Here is a 12,845-nt window from a genome sequence, read left to right as displayed (position 1 = left end):
GCATGACGTTCCCGCAGCAGCACCAGATGCCCTCCGCCGACGAGTTCCTCATGGGCGGCGGTGTCCCCTCCGCGAAGTTCCCCACCATCGGCACCACCGTCGCCGGCCGCATCACCGAGCGGCCCACCGTCGAGCAGCAGCGCGACTACACCACCGGTGAGCTGAAGTTCTGGGACGACGGCAAGCCGCAGATGCAGCTCGTCGTCACCGTCCAGACCGACCAGCGCGACCCCTCCGTCGAGGACGACGACGGCACGCGGCGTCTGTACATCAAGGGCCAGATGAAGACCGCGGTCGCCCAGGCGGTCCGCGCCGCCGGGGCCCGCGGCCTGGAGGTCGGCGGCATCCTCTCCGTCACCTACGCCCGCGACGGGGAGCGGAAGAACCCCCGCTTCAACGCGCCGAAGAACTTCACCGCCGTCTACACCCCGGCCGCGCAGGCCGAGCTCCATGCCCCGGAGCCGGGGGCGCAGCCGCAGGGACAGCCGGTGGCGGCGCAGCAGGCCGCCCCGATGGCCCAGCAGCCCGGCCAGGGGCTGACCCCGCAGCAGTACGCGCAGGCCCAGCAGAACCCCGCCACCGCGGCGCTGCTGGCCCAGCAGCAGGCCGCGGCGCAGGGCAACGTGCCCCAGTTCTGACCCGCTAGTGAGCACCGCCTGCCGCGGGGAGACCACCACACCTCCCCGCGGCAGGCCAGCCAAGCAGAAAGCAGAGAAGCAGATGGCCAACCAGCAGCCCACCGAGCGCCTCGTGATCGCCCTCCACCGCAACCTCGGCGGCGCCCTCCAACTCCAGCTCGCCCAGCTCGACGCCGATGGCAACGGCCACGGCTACCGCCTCCACGGGCCGAAGTACCTCGCCAACAGCACCACCGTGTTCGAGCGCGACCTCACCAAGCGGGACGCCCAGGAGATCCGCCAGATGCTCGACGCCGTGTTCCCGCCGACCGACACGCCCGACGACGCCTGACCAACCCAGCCAGCCCACCCGGTAGCCAGGCCGGCGCCCGCGGTTCGACGCCGCGGGTGGGCACTCCCCCCAACTTCTACGCAGCACCGTCCAGCACCACAAGGAGACCAGTTGAGCGCCACACCGCCACCGGACATGCTCGCCGCGGCCCTCACGCTGCACACCGCCGGGTGCTCCGTCGTCTCCGTCCGCGCCGACGGAACCAAGCAACCCCGCGGCGCCTGGAAGCACTACCAGCAGCGCCGCGCCGACGAGGCCACCCTCCGCCGCTGGTTCGAAGGCGGCCACCCCGGGATCGGTGTCGTCACCGGGGCCGTCTCCGGGAACCTGGAGATGCTCGAACTCGAAGGATTGGCGGTGCAGGAGGGCATCCTCGCCCAGCTCGCCGAGATCATCGACGCATCCGGGCTCGCCGACCTCTGGCAGCGCATCGCCACCGGATGGCTCGAACGCTCCCCCTCCGGCGGCCTCCACTTCCACTACCGCGTCGAAGGCGCCCCCGTCCCTGGCAACACCAAGCTCGCCGCACGCCTCGCCCGCGAGGACGAACTCACCGAGGACGAGCGGGACCTCCTCCAACGCCACCCCGGGAAGAGGATCACCCGGGGCTGGATTGAGACCCGCGGCGAAGGCGGCTTCGTCGTCACCGCGCCCTCGCACGGCACCGTCCACGCAAGCGGCCGCCCCTACGAGCTGCTGGCCGGCGGGCCCACGACGTGCCCCACCATCACCGCCGAAGAACACCGCGCCCTCCACGCCGTCTGCCGCATGGTCGATGCCGTCCCGGTGGAGGAGCCTGCCCAGGCCAGCCAGCCCAGCGCGAAGCTTGAGCCGCTGGACGAGGCCAACGCGTGGCTCCTCGGTGGCGAAGGCGGCACCAGCGAAGCGGGTCTCTCCCCGGGAGACGACTTCGAGCAGCGCACCGAGTGGCCGGACATCCTCGTCCCCCACGGGTGGACGAGCCTCTTCCAGCGCGGCAGCACCGTCTACTGGCGCCGCCCCGGGAAGACCACCCCGGGCGTCTCCGCGACCACTGGCCGCGCCGCCGACCGCGACCGGCTGTTCGTGTTCTCCTCCTCCACCGAGTTCGAGACAGAAACCCCGTACACCAAATTCGGTGCCTACGCGCTCCTCAACCACGGCGGAGACCACTCGGCCGCCGCGCGGGAACTGCGCCGCCTCGGCTACGGCCAACCCGCACCCGAACCCGTCCGCCACCTCCGCCCCGTCCCCAACACCCCGGCCCCCGTCGACGGGACCGCCGCACTCAACGTCCACGAACACCCGATGGCCTCGCGCCCTGACCCCGGGCCACAGACGTACTCCCGCACCGACGACGGGAACGCCCTGCGCCTGGTGGACGCCCACGAACACGAGATCCGGTTCGTACCCCAGCGCGGACGCTGGCTCATCTGGGACGGACACCGGTGGGCCTGGGACGAAGCCGGGCAGGTCCGCGAACTCGCCCGCGACATAGCCCGCGCCCTCCCCGAAGGCGAAGGCGAGAAACAGCACAAGATGCGGTCCCTGTCCGCCAAAGGCCTGTCCTCCATGGTCACCGTCGCCCAGACCGACCGCCGCATCGTCGCCCCCTACCAGAAGCTCGACACCCGCCGGCTCGCCCTCAACACCCCCGGCGGCATCGTCGACCTCACCACCGGAGAACTCGCCGACCCCGACCCCGGGCAGATGCACACCCGCTCCACCACCGTCGCCCCAGACCCGCAGATGCCCACCCCGCGGTGGCAGCGCTTCCTCAACGACACCTTCGGCGAGGCCACCGACGTCGCCGCGTTCGTTCAGCGCCTCGCCGGATACTCCGCCTCCGGCGACACCCGCTTCCACATCCTCCCGTTCCTCCACGGGCCCGGAGGCAACGGCAAGTCCGTGTTCCTCGACGTACTCCGCGCCGTCCTCGGCGACTACGCCGCGACCGCGCCGAACGCGTTCCTCATGGCCGGGCAGCAACAACACGAAACCGAAGTCGCCCGCCTCCACGGACTCCGCCTCGTCGTCGCCTCCGAGGTCAACCAAGACGCCCGCTTCGACGAAGCCAAAGTCAAGCTCCTCACAGGAGGCGACGCTCTGACCGCGCGGTTCATGAGGCAGGACCACTTCACGTTCGAGCCCACCCACCACCTGTGGCTGATGGGCAACCACCTCCCCGCGGTCAAGGCCGGCGGCGAATCCTTCTGGCGGCGCCTGCGCCTCATCCCCTTCACCCGCACCGTCCCCCCCGAGCGCAAGGTCGAAGGACTCGCCCAGATCCTCGCCAAAGAGGAAGGCCCCGGCATCCTCGCGTGGATCGTCGCCGGTGCCGTCACCGCGTTCCGCGAGGGGCTGAAAGAACCCGCGTCGGTCATGGCCATCACCGAGGGCTACGCCGAAGAAGAAGACTCCCTCGCTCGATTCATCGCTGACTGCTGCCACCTCGGAGGCGGCCGCCAGGTCACCACCAACACCGCCCGCCTCCGCGCCGCCTACGACGACTGGTGCCGCGCCGAAGGCGAGACCCCCCTCAAGCCCCAGGTGTTCGGCCGGGAGCTTCGCACCCGGTTCGGCATCGACCAGACCCGCTCCAACGGGCGCCGCTTCTACGTCGGGATCGCCCTCCTCGAACGGTCACTCCCCGACGGGGACGAGGACGAGCCGAAGGGAGGCCGGTGGGCCGATCAGTGACCGATCCACCCCCACAGTGACCGACCAGTGACCGACAACAGTGACCGAAATTCGGGCCGTTACCCCAGCTCAGGAGGTGTGCAGTGACCGCAGTGACCGAACTTCCCGCGATGCACGACATTCGCGCGCACGCGCGCACGCGCACGGGATGCCCCCAACCTGAAAAACCCTCGGATCGGTCACTGCTGTCACTGCGGGCACTGCCCCACCCCAGGGGTGTCCAGTGACCGGCAGTCAGCAACCCCCGCTATGGCTCGAAGAGAAGATCCAAGCCACCAGCGACCACGCAACCCCAGACGTCTGCCGACGCTGCGGCGCCCCCGTCCTTCGCGCCCGCATCGGACGCGTCGCCGCCATCGACGCCACCACCGACGCCACCCCGATCTCCCTCACCGAGGAGATCCAAGCCCGACTGGCGGGACTGCTCACCTGGCGACTCATCCCCGGGTCCACCGTCACCCCGGCACGCATCACCGACCGGCACCCCACCGTCATCCCCCACCACGCCTACCCGGTGCTCCGCGAACACCGCTGTCCCGAAAGCGAGCCCACACAATGACCATGGCACCGCCCACCCTGCGCACCTTCACCCTGGCTCTACCGGCTGGGCTGAGGCTCCTCAACGCGAACCAGCGCGTCCACCACAGGGTCCGCGCCGAACTCACCGCCGCCATCCGCGGCGCCGCCATGGCCGCCTGCTCGGAAAACGAGCACATGCGAGCAGCGCTCGCCACGGCCAACCCGGCTCCCGTCATGCAACGCGCCTACATCCTCGGCATCCTCCACCCGGGGAGCAGGCGGCGGATCGATCCGGCGAACTTCTACCCCTCCTTCAAAGCCGCCGTGGACGGACTCGTGGACGCCGGAGTCCTGGAAGACGACGACCACACCCGCGTCGTCGGCCCCGACATGCGCCTCGGCCCCATCGCCAAAGGCGGCCGCCTCACCCTCGTCGTGCAAGAGATCACCCCAGAGCAGCACGCCGCGTTCCAGTGGCAAGGAGCTGCCCTGTGACCGGCACCCCGTGGCTGGGCGGCCTCCACATCCGCCCCAACACCACCGACTACCTGTGCGCCGCCTGCCTCCACCACGAACGACACACCGGAAGCGACGCCGCGGCCCGCGCAGCCGAGGCCCGCATCAAGCACCGCACCGAATGCCCCCACACCACCACCGCCCGTACCGCATGAGGAGACCACCGCCATGCCCACCCTCGAACAACTCCTCGCCGAAACCATCCCCGACGGAACCTTCGGCGGCGCACGCCCCCGACCCCCGCAGCCCCGCCCCTCGACTCCCCGCGGGCACTGCACCGCCTGCGACAAGCCCTACGCCCTCACCACCGAGGGCCTCGTACGGCACCACGACAGGCCGCGAGGAACCCCCTGCCCCGGTTCCCGCCGCTTGCCTTCCCGGCCCGCGTACACGCCGCCCTCATCCGGTTCCACCGACACACGCGCATAGGAGCACCCCACCGTGATCCGCGAGACCCGCTTCCTCATCTCCCACCGCCCCTACGCCATCGACCTCACCAGCCTCCGCACCGACGGAGGCCACTGGGCCGAGATCAACGCCGTCTGGTACCGGCGCCGGAGCGGCATCACCGTCGCCTGCACCGGCCGCCTCCAAGACCTCCAGGACCCGTTGCCGAAGGACGCCGCGGAGTTCCTCGCCCGGTACGAAGACGGCCGGTATGGCGGCAAGTGCGAGGGCCGGTGGGACGGCGAACGCTACTGGGGCGCTCAGGAGCCTGACGTGGCCGCCAAGCACCTGGAGCTGCTGCGGCCGATGCTCGCCAACTACCCGGCTATCCCTGCCGGTTACGACGGCTGGTGGAGGTTCTGATGACCGGCCCGCTCACCGACCGCGAGCTCGCCGTCATCGCTCACGCCGCCCAAGGCCACAGCTACCGCCGGATCGGCCGGACCCTCCACACCACCGAAGGCACCGTCAGCGACGTCGCCCGGCGCGCCTTCCGGAAGCTCGGTGCGGCGAACATGGCCCACGCCGTCCATCTGGCCCACGAGCGGGGGCTGATAGCCCTGTACGCGGAGCGGGAACGCGCCGAACGCGCGGAGGCCGCAGTCGAGCGTGTCCGGGCTCTCCACCAGCCCCTGACCCGCGCTGGCACCACCTGCTGCGCCCACTGCTCCGGCTGGGACGGACGCTTCCGGTGCCATGGCGTCGTCACCCCTTGGCCTTGCCCCACCCTCGCCGCCCTCGACGGCCCGGACGGGGGCGCGTGATGCCCGCCCGCCGCGGCGTGTGCCCCAAGTGCGGTCGGCGTATCGCCCTCACCACGCACGGGCGCCTGTGGGCCCACGGGAGGCCCCTGTGCGCCGGTGCCGGTACCGCGCCAGCCCGGCCCCAGCGCACCGGCTACATCCCGGAACTGTCGCTCGGCCGCCGGTTCTGGCACGGGCGCCGCATCCGCACCGTGCACGTCGCCGGGGGCCTCCTGTGACCGCCGTGTTAGCCGCCCTGGTTGAGCTCGCGGCGGCCGTCACGATCGCCGCCGCCGTCGTCGTCTGCACGTACATGCCCGCCGTCGCACCCCGACCCCGCAGGAAGGACCCGAATCGATGACCGACCGCCCCGCCCGCCAGTGCGGCCCCGAGTGCTCCGAGGGCCACCTGTACGCCTACCGGTGCGCGCTCAAGCCCCCGCCCGTCAGCCCGTGGAAGATCCTCGGTGTCGGAGCCGAGCCGGAGCCCGCCGTCCCGGCCACGGCCGACGACGACCGCCACCGTGCCGAGGAGCAGCGCGCCGACCACAACAACCTCGTCGCCTCGATGCGCACCTTCCGCGTCAACGCCAACCGGTACCGGGCCGCGTGGCACAACGCCCGCAACCGCGCCCGCGATGAGCGCGCCGCCCGAGCTGCGGTTGCGCTGCGGCTGGGACAGGCTGCCGACGCCTCCGCACAGCGCGCCGAGAAGGCCGAGACCGAAGTGAAATGGCTCGCTCCCGCCTTGGCCGACGCCTATGCCGCCCTCGACCGCGTCCGCGCCCTCCACCGCGAGGAAGACGGCATCTGCCTGGAGTGCACCACCGACCTCGCCGTCCGCTGGCCTTGCCCCACGATCCGCGCCCTCGACCCGCAGTAGCCACCCCTGCCCGGCCGTCCCCCACCGGCCGGACCCCAGCACAGGAGCACCATGAACGCCACCCCGCACCAGCACCTCGCCACCGTCATCAACCAGTGGCACCTGCTGGACGACATGCTCGACACCCACGTCCACGCCCCATGGCCCCCCTCCGGCCGCCTCACGGACTACCTCACCGCCCTCGCCGAGACCGCCCGGCCCCTCGGCACCGTCCGCGAACTCGAAGTCCCGTCGGGGCAACCACCCTTGGACCTGGACGTCATCGACACCGCCCGCACCGTCACCCTCGCCCTCGTCAGCACCGCCGACCACATCGCCGCCCAAGTCCAGCGCGCGCCCCTCAGCGTGGACATGGGCCGCGGCTGGACCGACAGCATCCACCGGCAAGCCGCGCTCCTCGCCACCCAGGACGCCGCCGACCGCAGGCGGTGGGACTTCACCCCCGCAGCGCCCACCCGCACCGCCGTGTACGCGGCCGTGTGGCTCCAGCAACGCCTTGCCGAGCCGCAGGACCCCGACGCCCCGTTCCGGCCCCTCACCAGCCAGCAGCGCGAGCGGATAGCCAAAGTCGCAGCCGAGGCCGCCCGCCGCATCGAGCACGTCCTCGTCACCGCCCGCCGCCGCGAGACGCTGCCGCACCCCTGCCCCCACTGCCGAGGCCGGCTCGTCGTCGAAGGCGGCGACGGGCGCGACCCCGCCGTCCAGTGCACCGCGTGCGGCTGGACACGCACCACCGAAGGAGCCGTCGCATGACCGAACTCGTCACCTGGTGCCGCATCTTCCGCACCGGACCCGTCTGCCCGCTGCCGTGCGACGACTGCCGCCGCACCAGCCGCGTCAACGCCCTCGTGGCGCAGGCTGGCGGGCCGGCCGTCACCCTCGCCGACGCACACACCGAACACGGCATCACCCAGCACGAACAACCCGACGAAGCCTGACCCCTGGCAGCACGGAGCCCCCGCCCAGGGATGGGCGGGGGCTCACGCAGGCCTACGGCTACTCGCCGCGGCGGGCGAGCATCCGCGCCTTGCGCTGCTCATCGGTAGGGGCGGCCCACTGGTGCCAGCCGACGGAGGACTTCCAGCGCTGCATGTGCTCGCGCTCCTCCACACCGCACCAGCGGCAGCCGGACGGTTCCGCGCTGGGGTTGTCGATCGGCTCCCACCCGTGGAAGTCGGGGGTGGTGTAGGAGCCGAGGCCCTCCACGACGCCGTTCGGGGAGAGGCCGCGCCGCCAGCCGAAGGCCACGCCCAACGTTTCGGAGTGGTACTCGAACGGTTCGGGTGCGGTGCCGACGTAGGCGACGAGGAACACGCCCTCGTCGGGGTGCTGGTAGAGGCGTCCAGCCTCAAAGAAGTCGCTCATGCGTTGTCCTCCGGCTTTCTTGTGGGCTTCCGTCTCTTGGGGCTGACCGTCTCGCCCGCGATGATCTGCCGGACGCGCCCGAAGCTGATACCGAGCATGTCGCCGATCTCCTTGTACGTCAGCCCGTTACCGCTGTCGTACAGCTCAGCGATCGCCTGCTGCCGCATCTCCCGGACCTTCGCGTGCGTGGACGGCCATTGGTCGAGCAGCTCTGTGAGGCGTCGCGCTCTCTCCTCCGCGTCGCCGGTGCTCCCGAGCGCGTCGATGGAGTCCAGCACCCGCCGCACCTCCTCGTCCGTCACGCCCACTCCCTTCCTGCCGGGAGCGTGGCCTACCCAACCTGTCTCGTTGTAGGGTACCCTGCAATTCGGGCATTGGCCACGCTGCCGGTGCCTTGATCCACCAACAGAACGGCCCCGGGGGAGCTGCAACTCCACCCGGGGCCAGCCATCCACCTGACTCGACCAGGAGATGACCTGCCGTGAAGCGTACCTACCCCAACCAGGCCGACGAAGGGCTGCGGCGCGTCCTGCTCGCCGACGCCGTCAACGCCGACCTGCTGCACCACCTCCTCACCATCGGCGCCGAAGACCTCCGCAACCACCAGCCGTCCCGCGAGTTCAACGAGGGCGACCGCATCGTCCTCGCCCACTACCTCGCCGACGGCGACCGGGGGCAGGAGCGGCAGCTCCTCGCCCACATGCCGCAGCTCGACCGGGTCACGACTCGCGGCGAGTACTCGCTGATCCTCGCCGACGCCGCCCGGGAGCTGTGACCGCCATGGCCGAACAGGACCTGCGCGACTACGGCACCCCCGAGGAGCGCGCCGAGCGGCAGGCCGCCGCTCGCGGACAGCTCGCCGACGCCCGCCGCAACGGCAACCAGCAGGCCGGCACCCCCGGACGGAGGCCCACCCGATGAGCCTCGCCACCGAGATCGCCCAACTGGCCGCCGCCGCCGCGTGGGCCGCGCTCGCAGTCCTTCTCCTCGTGATCGTCGCGACCGCCTGCGTCCACGACCACCACGACCCCGACGACTGCCGGCGCTGCGACGCCCTCGACCGGCTCCGCCGCCGCATCCGCGGCTACTGATCCCACCCAGCCGGCCGGGTCGCGGGAGGCACCAACCCCGCGGCCCGGCCCCCACGCTCGCCTGGAGCCCCACGTGAAGACCCGCACCGTCCAGCGCACCCGGCTCGTCCCCCACACCATCGACGGCAAGACGGAGATGGTCCTCGAACGCTACGAGGAGCAAGTCCCCGTCCCCCCGCGCGACTGGGACCGCACCATCCTCGCCGCCGTCACCGCCGCCGCCGGCCTCCTCCTCGTCATCTGCATCGGCTGGACCACCGCGTCCGTCGGCGGCCTCCTCGACCGCGTCGTCCACCCCGTCCCGGCCTACGGCGCGGCGCTGGCGTTCGACCTCGCGTGGATGATGTGCATGGCGCTGGAGTGGCTCGCCCGCTACGACACCCGCCGCGCCGCCCTCCCGAGGAAGGCCGGCCACGCCGCCCTCCTGATGGCCATGGTCGCCGTCGCCGTCCACGGGCACCTGGAGGGAGCGCTCGTCGTCGGCCTCATCGGCGCCACCGTCTCCGCCATCGTCAAGGGCATCTGGACCGTCGTCCTCCGCCACCACGCCAAGCCCTTGGACGACAAGACGCAGCAGTGGGTGGACCGGCAGCGCGCCGACGCCGGTGGGCAGCTCGCCATGGTCGCCGTCCGCCGGGAACTGGCCCGCGCCCGCGCGCTGGTGGCCGCTGAGGAGGCCGCTCTCCGGACCGCTCCGGACACGGTTCCGGACCGTCCGGACACCGATCCGGAGCAGCCCACGGACCGTCCGGAGACTCCGGAGCCCGTCCCTGCGCTCACCACCGCCGGGCCGATGACCGTGCGGGACGCGGTCCGGAACGCCGCGGACTCCGGCATCACCGACCCGGACGCGGTCCTCCGCTACGTCCGGACCGTGGCGGACGCCAACGCCAAGGAGGAGACCGTCACCCGGTACCTCCGCGCCTTCCGCCGGAGCGCCTGATGGCCGACAAGACCCCGCCCTCTGACGACTGGTGGACCGCCCTCTACGGCGACGACCACCAGCCCGAGCCGGAGAAGACACCCGGCCCCTACGAGCGGATCACCCACTACGTCATCCACGAACGCCACACCGACCCCGAGGAGCGGAAGAACCGCAAGGCCGCCCAGCTCGCCTTCAACGGCGCCGCCGCCGGCCTCGGCTGGGCCACCGGCTACGTCCCCGCCCTCACCGACGTCCTCCACGACGTCGGCGAGATCGGCACCGGCGGCGCCATCGTCATCGGCACCGGCTTCGTCATCGTCGCCACCATCGCCGACCGCTACGGCCGCCATGCCGCCCGGCTCCTCCCCGAACCCGTGCAGCCCGTCGTGCGGTTCCTCGCCCGCGTCCCCCTCGCCGGCGCGGTCCTCGCCCTCTGCCTGTTCTCACCCGGCTACTGGAGCGCCCCGTGAACGCCCTGACCCTCCTCGCCGCACCCGCCGACGGGCCCATGCTCGGCTCCATCGGCGCAGGCGGCACCGCCCTCGTCCTCGCCGCGATCCTGTTCTTCGGCATCCGCAAGGGCGGCAAACGGAAGCTGCCCCCCAACGGGGCCCTCGTCGTCGCGTTCGCCGCGGCCATCTTCACCGTCGTCGCGGGCGGCATCTGGGCCTACCCCTCGCAGGTCGTCAGCAACATCCTCGCCGGGATCACCGGCGGCAGCAGCGCCCTCGGGGACATCGGCCCCGGGGCCATCGCGATCGTCATCACCGTCGCCGTCTGGTACACGGACTTCAGCGCGAAGTGGTGCGCGGTCTGGGGCTTCGTCGCCGCCGTGGTGTACGGCGCGGCGGGCGGGATCTGGGCCATGCCCATCGAGATCATCCGCACCGCGTTCGCCTCCATGGGGCTGTGATGAGCGCCCTACAGAAGGCCGCTGAGCGGCTGTGCCGCGGCTCCCTCGTCCTCGTCCGCAGGCCGGGGGAGTGGGTCATGGCAGAGAAGGACTGGGAGGACCGCGGCTGGCGCGCGTTCGGCGTGCTTGGCGGTGGCCTGTGGGCCGGGTCGGCGGTCTACACCGAGCGTGGCCTGATGTGGGTGGCCGCGGGGTCGGTGGTGGGGCTGGCGTGGGTTGCTGGCCGGTCGCCGAAGGATGAGGAGCCCGGCGAGGAGCAGGGGGAGGAGGAGCCGGCGGGTCCGGGCTTGGGTGAGCTGGTGGCCGCGATGCACGAGCTGGCCGACCCGCACGTCCACCTGTCCGCCCTCGCCCGCGCGCTGGGGGTGGACAACGCCCGCGTGCGGGAGCTGCTGAAGGAAGCGGGGGTGCCGACCAAGGCCGTCCGTATGAGCGGGAGTGTCTCCACGGGCGTGGATGCGGCCCACTTCCCGCCCCTCCCCTCCCCCTCTCCCGACGCCCCTGAGAGCGATGTTGTTGCAGGTCAGGCCAGCAACAACAACAGCAACAACGCTCCGAGAGTGGTCCGCGAGCAGGGGATGACGATCATCTACGAGCCGTCCGAGACCGCCGCCCGCCGGGGGGAGGTGGCCCGCTGATGGAGTACTGCAAGCTGTGCGGCTGGTGGACGAAGCCCCACTGCGGACACTGACACGAGAGGATGAACCCATGTATGGGGGCAAGAACCACGACGGCGAGCACTACTGGCTCCGAGACGGAGACGACTGGGGCTGGGAGAAGTGCGGCCACCCGGGCTGCGACACGCGGCGGCACCGGCCGCTCCGCAGTGGGGGTGCGGGCGACCAGTCGGCGACGCGCTGCCCGAAGACGCAGGACGGCGAGCACCAGTGGCAGCCGCTGTCCTTCGTCTTCGAGACGCAGTTGCTGGACGGCTCTGGCCGGGTGCAGGTCCGGCAGCCTGATATCGACAAGGGGCGGGTGTACGCCGTGTGCATGCCGTGCCGCTCGCACACGTACATCGAGACGGCGTGGGTCGGCTACTACCTCGGCTACCCGTTCATGGAGGAGGAGCAGGAGCGGTACGGCTCTGAACCGGGAGACGAGACGAACTGAGCGCCGCCTGCCACACTGGAACGGGTGCCGCCCAGCATCCCACCCATGAGGCCCCGCCGGTCACCCCCCGACGGCGGGGCCTCACTACACCCGTAGTTGCATCCGGGCGGGACATCCCCCATCATGGGGGCACCTGCGGCATGCCCAGACACAAGCTTCCGGCCCCCGACCCACCTGGGCGGGGGCCGACCCCATGTCACCATCCGGCAACAGCTCCCGCGCGCACGCCCGCCCGGGCGCACCATGGCCGGATGCGCACACGACACACCGCCGCCATCGCGGCCACCATGCTCCTCGCCCTCACCACCGCGTGCACCGGCAGCGACGACACCGCCGACACCAAAACCGAGCCCGCCAAGGTCCCGCCGTACGAGATCGTCCAGCAAGACGACTCCGGGAACCAACGCGAGATCGTCGTGGAAGTCGACTCCACCAAGGGCCTGAAGACCATCTTCGAGGACGTCGCCAAGGACCTCACCGAGGAAGCCGGCTACTTCATCACCATCAACTGCGCGTCGGGCGGCAGCGACGCCGCGGACAACCGCCTCGCCAACGGGCGCAAGGCCGTCGGAGCGATGGGCGCCGCCGCCACCGGCATGGACGAAGGCGCCACCGAGTACGAGCCCGTGAAGGGCGCCACATGCCCCTGACCTGACCCGTCACCTTCCGGCGGGCACCGCACA

Annotated in this window: 22 protein-coding genes and 1 pseudogene; 21 read left to right on the top strand and 2 right to left on the bottom strand. The window is 71.6% G+C overall.

Annotation, left to right across the window (positions count from 1 at the left end):
- The first annotated feature begins 2 nt into the window (after positions 1 to 2).
- The 12 genes and pseudogenes from ABD335_RS23145 to ABD335_RS23090 all read left to right on the top strand — a co-directional run bounded on the left by ABD335_RS23145 (position 3) and on the right by ABD335_RS23090 (position 7,693).
- A complete protein-coding gene (locus ABD335_RS23145) occupies positions 3 to 638 on the top strand; it encodes a hypothetical protein (RefSeq protein ID WP_344326723.1) in 636 nt (211 codons plus the stop codon).
- Positions 639 to 720: 82 nt separating this feature from the next.
- The gene (locus tag ABD335_RS23140) at positions 721 to 969 is read left to right on the top strand and encodes a hypothetical protein (RefSeq protein WP_344326720.1); all 249 of its coding nucleotides are present in this window, start codon (positions 721 to 723) and stop codon (positions 967 to 969) included.
- 60 nt (positions 970 to 1,029) lie between these two features.
- Positions 1,030 to 1,680: pseudogene (locus tag ABD335_RS23135) on the top strand (bifunctional DNA primase/polymerase); the annotation flags it as partial.
- 57 nt (positions 1,681 to 1,737) lie between these two features.
- Complete coding sequence (locus ABD335_RS23130) at positions 1,738 to 3,648, top strand: DNA primase family protein (RefSeq protein WP_344326877.1); 1,911 nt, start codon at positions 1,738 to 1,740, stop codon at positions 3,646 to 3,648.
- 223 nt (positions 3,649 to 3,871) lie between these two features.
- Positions 3,872 to 4,207, top strand: coding sequence for a hypothetical protein (locus ABD335_RS23125; RefSeq protein WP_344326717.1), 336 nt, complete (start codon positions 3,872 to 3,874; stop codon positions 4,205 to 4,207).
- Between the two features lie 2 nt (positions 4,208 to 4,209).
- Positions 4,210 to 4,662 carry a RusA family crossover junction endodeoxyribonuclease gene (locus ABD335_RS23120; RefSeq protein WP_344326714.1) on the top strand — a complete coding sequence of 151 codons (453 nt, stop codon included), beginning with the start codon at positions 4,210 to 4,212 and terminating at the stop codon, positions 4,660 to 4,662.
- Positions 4,659 to 4,838 carry a hypothetical protein gene (locus ABD335_RS23115; RefSeq protein WP_344326711.1) on the top strand — a complete coding sequence of 60 codons (180 nt, stop codon included), beginning with the start codon at positions 4,659 to 4,661 and terminating at the stop codon, positions 4,836 to 4,838. The genes ABD335_RS23120 and ABD335_RS23115 overlap by 4 nt, the downstream gene beginning before the upstream one ends.
- Before the next feature lie 286 nt (positions 4,839 to 5,124).
- Positions 5,125 to 5,493, top strand: a complete 369-nt coding sequence (locus ABD335_RS23110) for a hypothetical protein (RefSeq protein ID WP_344326708.1) — start codon at positions 5,125 to 5,127, stop codon at positions 5,491 to 5,493.
- Positions 5,493 to 5,894: a response regulator transcription factor gene (locus ABD335_RS23105; protein ID WP_344326705.1), complete on the top strand. Its 402-nt coding sequence runs from the start codon at positions 5,493 to 5,495 to the stop codon at positions 5,892 to 5,894. The genes ABD335_RS23110 and ABD335_RS23105 overlap by 1 nt, the downstream gene beginning before the upstream one ends.
- Positions 5,895 to 6,230: 336 nt before the next feature.
- Positions 6,231 to 6,755, top strand: a complete 525-nt coding sequence (locus ABD335_RS23100; protein ID WP_344326703.1) for a hypothetical protein — start codon at positions 6,231 to 6,233, stop codon at positions 6,753 to 6,755.
- Between the two features lie 51 nt (positions 6,756 to 6,806).
- Positions 6,807 to 7,508 carry a hypothetical protein gene (locus ABD335_RS23095; protein ID WP_344326701.1) on the top strand — a complete coding sequence of 234 codons (702 nt, stop codon included), beginning with the start codon at positions 6,807 to 6,809 and terminating at the stop codon, positions 7,506 to 7,508.
- Positions 7,505 to 7,693, top strand: a complete 189-nt coding sequence (locus tag ABD335_RS23090; protein ID WP_344326699.1) for a hypothetical protein — start codon at positions 7,505 to 7,507, stop codon at positions 7,691 to 7,693. The genes ABD335_RS23095 and ABD335_RS23090 overlap by 4 nt, the downstream gene beginning before the upstream one ends.
- A 58-nt stretch (positions 7,694 to 7,751) precedes the next feature.
- On the opposite strand, the gene ABD335_RS23085 is transcribed toward ABD335_RS23090, so the two are convergent.
- Together ABD335_RS23085 and ABD335_RS23080 are read right to left on the bottom strand one after the other, a co-directional pair.
- Complete coding sequence (locus ABD335_RS23085) at positions 7,752 to 8,120, bottom strand: hypothetical protein (RefSeq protein ID WP_344326697.1); 369 nt, start codon at positions 8,118 to 8,120, stop codon at positions 7,752 to 7,754.
- Positions 8,117 to 8,422 carry a sigma factor-like helix-turn-helix DNA-binding protein gene (locus ABD335_RS23080; RefSeq protein ID WP_344326694.1) on the bottom strand — a complete coding sequence of 102 codons (306 nt, stop codon included), beginning with the start codon at positions 8,420 to 8,422 and terminating at the stop codon, positions 8,117 to 8,119. Before ABD335_RS23080 ends, ABD335_RS23085 begins: the two co-directional genes overlap by 4 nt.
- 179 nt (positions 8,423 to 8,601) lie before the next feature.
- On the opposite strand from ABD335_RS23080, the gene ABD335_RS23075 reads away from it, so the two are divergent.
- The 9 genes from ABD335_RS23075 (at position 8,602) to ABD335_RS23035 (ending at position 12,812) form a co-directional block, all read left to right on the top strand.
- Positions 8,602 to 8,895, top strand: a complete 294-nt coding sequence (locus tag ABD335_RS23075; protein WP_344326693.1) for a hypothetical protein — start codon at positions 8,602 to 8,604, stop codon at positions 8,893 to 8,895.
- A gap of 5 nt (positions 8,896 to 8,900) precedes the next feature.
- Positions 8,901 to 9,041, top strand: a complete 141-nt coding sequence (locus ABD335_RS23070) for a hypothetical protein (RefSeq protein WP_344326691.1) — start codon at positions 8,901 to 8,903, stop codon at positions 9,039 to 9,041.
- Positions 9,038 to 9,211, top strand: a complete 174-nt coding sequence (locus tag ABD335_RS23065; RefSeq protein WP_344326689.1) for a hypothetical protein — start codon at positions 9,038 to 9,040, stop codon at positions 9,209 to 9,211. The genes ABD335_RS23070 and ABD335_RS23065 overlap by 4 nt, the downstream gene beginning before the upstream one ends.
- Before the next feature lie 73 nt (positions 9,212 to 9,284).
- Entirely contained in the window at positions 9,285 to 10,154 is an 870-nt protein-coding gene (locus ABD335_RS23060) for a protein transporter Sec31 (protein WP_344326687.1), read from the top strand.
- The gene (locus ABD335_RS23055; RefSeq protein ID WP_344326685.1) at positions 10,154 to 10,606 is read left to right on the top strand and encodes a hypothetical protein; all 453 of its coding nucleotides are present in this window, start codon (positions 10,154 to 10,156) and stop codon (positions 10,604 to 10,606) included. Before ABD335_RS23060 ends, ABD335_RS23055 begins: the two co-directional genes overlap by 1 nt.
- Positions 10,603 to 11,049 carry a hypothetical protein gene (locus tag ABD335_RS23050; protein WP_344326682.1) on the top strand — a complete coding sequence of 149 codons (447 nt, stop codon included), beginning with the start codon at positions 10,603 to 10,605 and terminating at the stop codon, positions 11,047 to 11,049. The genes ABD335_RS23055 and ABD335_RS23050 overlap by 4 nt, the downstream gene beginning before the upstream one ends.
- On the top strand, positions 11,049 to 11,687 hold the full coding sequence (locus tag ABD335_RS23045) for a hypothetical protein (RefSeq protein ID WP_344326680.1): 639 nt from the start codon (positions 11,049 to 11,051) through the stop codon (positions 11,685 to 11,687). The genes ABD335_RS23050 and ABD335_RS23045 overlap by 1 nt, the downstream gene beginning before the upstream one ends.
- Positions 11,688 to 11,757: 70 nt before the next feature.
- On the top strand, positions 11,758 to 12,162 hold the full coding sequence (locus ABD335_RS23040; protein WP_344326678.1) for a hypothetical protein: 405 nt from the start codon (positions 11,758 to 11,760) through the stop codon (positions 12,160 to 12,162).
- A gap of 251 nt (positions 12,163 to 12,413) precedes the next feature.
- Positions 12,414 to 12,812: a hypothetical protein gene (locus ABD335_RS23035; protein ID WP_344326676.1), complete on the top strand. Its 399-nt coding sequence runs from the start codon at positions 12,414 to 12,416 to the stop codon at positions 12,810 to 12,812.
- Positions 12,813 to 12,845: the final 33 nt, after the last annotated feature.

The sequence above is a fragment of the Streptomyces macrosporus genome (assembly GCF_039533145.1).
In the GTDB taxonomy this organism is placed as follows: domain Bacteria; phylum Actinomycetota; class Actinomycetes; order Streptomycetales; family Streptomycetaceae; genus Streptomyces; species Streptomyces macrosporus.
This window is presented reverse-complemented; position numbering and strand designations above follow the sequence as displayed.

What these genes read in the sequence shown, in the direction of transcription:
- ABD335_RS23145 (WP_344326723.1), top strand. Translation starts at nt 3, where the DNA reads ATGACGTTCCCGCAGCAGCACCAGATGCCCTCCGCCGACGAGTTCCTC.
- ABD335_RS23140 (WP_344326720.1), top strand. Translation starts at nt 721, where the DNA reads ATGGCCAACCAGCAGCCCACCGAGCGCCTCGTGATCGCCCTCCACCGC.
- ABD335_RS23130 (WP_344326877.1), top strand. Translation starts at nt 1,738, where the DNA reads ATGGTCGATGCCGTCCCGGTGGAGGAGCCTGCCCAGGCCAGCCAGCCC.
- ABD335_RS23120 (WP_344326714.1), top strand. Translation starts at nt 4,210, where the DNA reads ATGGCACCGCCCACCCTGCGCACCTTCACCCTGGCTCTACCGGCTGGG.
- ABD335_RS23105 (WP_344326705.1), top strand. Translation starts at nt 5,493, where the DNA reads ATGACCGGCCCGCTCACCGACCGCGAGCTCGCCGTCATCGCTCACGCC.
- ABD335_RS23100 (WP_344326703.1), top strand. Translation starts at nt 6,231, where the DNA reads ATGACCGACCGCCCCGCCCGCCAGTGCGGCCCCGAGTGCTCCGAGGGC.
- ABD335_RS23095 (WP_344326701.1), top strand. Translation starts at nt 6,807, where the DNA reads ATGAACGCCACCCCGCACCAGCACCTCGCCACCGTCATCAACCAGTGG.
- ABD335_RS23090 (WP_344326699.1), top strand. Translation starts at nt 7,505, where the DNA reads ATGACCGAACTCGTCACCTGGTGCCGCATCTTCCGCACCGGACCCGTC.
- ABD335_RS23085 (WP_344326697.1), bottom strand. Translation starts at nt 8,120, where the DNA reads ATGAGCGACTTCTTTGAGGCTGGACGCCTCTACCAGCACCCCGACGAG.
- ABD335_RS23070 (WP_344326691.1), top strand. Translation starts at nt 8,901, where the DNA reads ATGGCCGAACAGGACCTGCGCGACTACGGCACCCCCGAGGAGCGCGCC.
- ABD335_RS23065 (WP_344326689.1), top strand. Translation starts at nt 9,038, where the DNA reads ATGAGCCTCGCCACCGAGATCGCCCAACTGGCCGCCGCCGCCGCGTGG.
- ABD335_RS23055 (WP_344326685.1), top strand. Translation starts at nt 10,154, where the DNA reads ATGGCCGACAAGACCCCGCCCTCTGACGACTGGTGGACCGCCCTCTAC.
- ABD335_RS23045 (WP_344326680.1), top strand. Translation starts at nt 11,049, where the DNA reads ATGAGCGCCCTACAGAAGGCCGCTGAGCGGCTGTGCCGCGGCTCCCTC.
- ABD335_RS23040 (WP_344326678.1), top strand. Translation starts at nt 11,758, where the DNA reads ATGTATGGGGGCAAGAACCACGACGGCGAGCACTACTGGCTCCGAGAC.
- ABD335_RS23035 (WP_344326676.1), top strand. Translation starts at nt 12,414, where the DNA reads ATGCGCACACGACACACCGCCGCCATCGCGGCCACCATGCTCCTCGCC.